General features: G+C 65.8%; 3 protein-coding genes. All 3 read left to right on the top strand.

Features of this window, described 5'->3' with window-relative positions:
* Positions 1 to 191: hypothetical protein (locus V8U06_RS29020; protein WP_427143622.1), on the top strand; the 191-nt coding region annotated here is incomplete at its 5' end.
* Positions 192 to 223: 32 nt separating this feature from the next.
* Positions 224 to 1,321: a glycosyltransferase gene (locus V8U06_RS29025; protein ID WP_371826659.1), complete on the top strand. Its 1,098-nt coding sequence runs from the start codon at positions 224 to 226 to the stop codon at positions 1,319 to 1,321.
* Between the two features lie 12 nt (positions 1,322 to 1,333).
* The coding region (locus V8U06_RS29030) for a glycosyltransferase family 4 protein (protein WP_427143623.1) at positions 1,334 to 2,433 on the top strand (1,100 nt) is incomplete at its 3' end.

A 2,433-nucleotide genomic window follows, 5' to 3' on the forward strand; every position in this document is an offset into this window, starting at 1 on the left:
ATTTTGTTATTGTTTCATTAAGCCTGTTGTATCGATTGGGGTGTTGTTTTCCCGAAATCGATCAAAAAGGGGGTGATGGCGACAGTTTTAATCGAAGTCTCGGCAATGGCTTCACGCTTTCTCGACAGTGTTGCTCTATCCGTTGCGTCAGGCTGGACATGAAGCCCGGCGCCATGGAGACAGGTCGGTGAAGGTTGCTCTGGTACATTATTGGCTCGTGGGTATGCGCGGAGGCGAAAAGGTCCTGGAGACCTTCTGCGACCTGTTCCCCGACGCCGACATCTTCACCCTCGTCGCCGATCCCGACAAGCTGTCCCCGAAGATCCGCCGTCACAGGCTCACCACCTCCTTCCTCCAGAAGATCGGCGGACGCCGGCATTACCAGAAGATGCTGCCGCTGATGCCCTATGCCCTGGAGGCACTGGACCTGACGGCCTACGATCTCGTCATCTCCAGCGAGGCCGGGCCCGCCAAGGGCGTCATCACCCGCCCCGACGCCGTGCATGTCTGCTATTGCCATTCGCCCATGCGCTATATCTGGGACCTCTATCCCCAGTACATGGCCGAGGCCGGCTTCCTCACGCGCGCCATCCTGGCCCTCACCGCCCCGAAGCTGCGCCAGTGGGACGTCACCACATCGCACCGCGTCGACCACTTCATCGCCAATTCCGGCTATGTCGCCCGGCGCATCGAGAAATTCTACCGCCGCGAGGCCTCCGTCATCCATCCGCCCGTCGAGGTCTCCCGCTTCAAGATCACCGATGGGCCGAAGGACTACTATCTCTGCGCCGGCCAGATCACGCCTTACAAGAAGATCGAGCTGGCGGTCGCCGCCTGCACTCAGCTTTCCCTGCCCCTCGTCGTCATCGGCGATGGCGCAACCGCCAAACTGAAGCAGTCGGCCGGCCCGACCGTTCGCTTCCTCGGTGCCGTCTCCGACAGCGAGATGGAAACCCACTTTGCCGCCTGCAAGGCGCTGCTCTATCCCGGCGTCGAGGACTTCGGCATCGTGCCGCTCGAGGTGATGGCGAGCGGCCGGCCGGTCGTCGCCTTCGGCCGCGGCGGCGCGCTGGAGACCGTGGTGGAGGGCAAGACCGGTCTGTTCTTCCATGAGCAGAGCGTCGAGGCGCTGGTTGGCGCGCTCACCCGCTTCGAGAAGGAGGTCGGCCAGTTCGTGCCGGCCGAGATCCGCGCCCATGCCCTCAAGTTCGACACCCGCCGCTTCGAGCGCGAGTTGCGCCGCTATCTTGCCGCCCTGCCTGGGCTCGCTCCCCTGTCCGGTCCGGCCATGACGGCCGAGACCGTGCGCCTGACCGCATGAAAGGCCACCGGCATGAAGCCGATCATGTTCAACGGAAAATTCCTGACCGCCGCGCCGACAGGCGTCCATCGCGTCGCCGAGGAACTCATCCTGGCGATGGATCGTCTGCTGGCCGCCAACGGACCTGACGCCGGCACCGTAGGCACTGTGGATGCTCCCGCCGCGCTGGTGCTTGCCCCGGCCGAGGCGACGCGCACGCTGCCGCTTGCCGTCACGCCGCTGCGACGCACCCGCTTCCTCAGCGGCATCGCCCGCGACATCCTCTGGGAACAGCTCAGCCTGCCCTGGGCGGCGCGCAAGGGCGTGCTGGTGAGCCTGTGCAATCTCGGCCCGGTGCTGCATCCCCATGCCATCACCATGATCCACGATGCCCAGGTCCATCTGACGCCGCAGTCCTATTCGCGTGGCTTCCGTCTCTGGTACCGTTTCCTGCAGCCGCTGCTCGGGCGCGCCAACCGGCAGATTCTCGCCGTCTCGCACTATTCCAAGGAACAGCTCGTGCGCCATGGCGTGGCCAAGGCCGAGCGGATCACCGTCATTCACAATGGCTGCGACCATATTCTTGCCACCCCGCCCGACCATGGCGCGCCGGCCGCGCATGGTCTTGCCCCGGGCCGCTACGTGCTGGCCCTCGCCAACACCCAGGCACACAAGAACATTCCGCTGCTGCTGAGGGCCTTCGCCGATCCGCGTCTTGCCGACCTGGCGCTGGTGCTGTTCGGCGCGGCGACCCGCGCCGACTTCGAGCGGCTCGGTGCGAGCGTGCCGGCCAATGTTCACTTCACCGGCCGCATCGACGATGCGGCGCTCGCCGGCCTGATGGTGCATGCGGCCGCCTTCGCCTGTCCCTCGACGACGGAAGGTTTTGGCCTTCCCCCGCTGGAAGCGATGATGCTCGGCTGCCCGGCCATCGTCGCGCCCTGCGGCGCGCTGCCGGAAGTGTGCGCCGATGCCGCCCTCACCGCGGACCCGCACGATGCCGGTGCCTGGGTCGCCCAGATCCGCGCCCTTGCCGACGATGCCGATCTTGCCGCCCGCATGCGCCGCGCCGGCAAACGCCGCGCCGAAACCTTCACATGGGACAGCGCAGCCCAAAAACTCGCCAAGGTTCT

It is taken from the genome of Shinella sp. G-2 (assembly GCF_050172695.1).
Lineage (GTDB): Bacteria > Pseudomonadota > Alphaproteobacteria > Rhizobiales > Rhizobiaceae > Shinella.

Coding starts and splice junctions, on each gene's coding strand:
- V8U06_RS29025 (WP_371826659.1), top strand. CDS start 224: ATGCGCGGAGGCGAAAAGGTCCTGGAGACCTTCTGCGACCTGTTCCCC.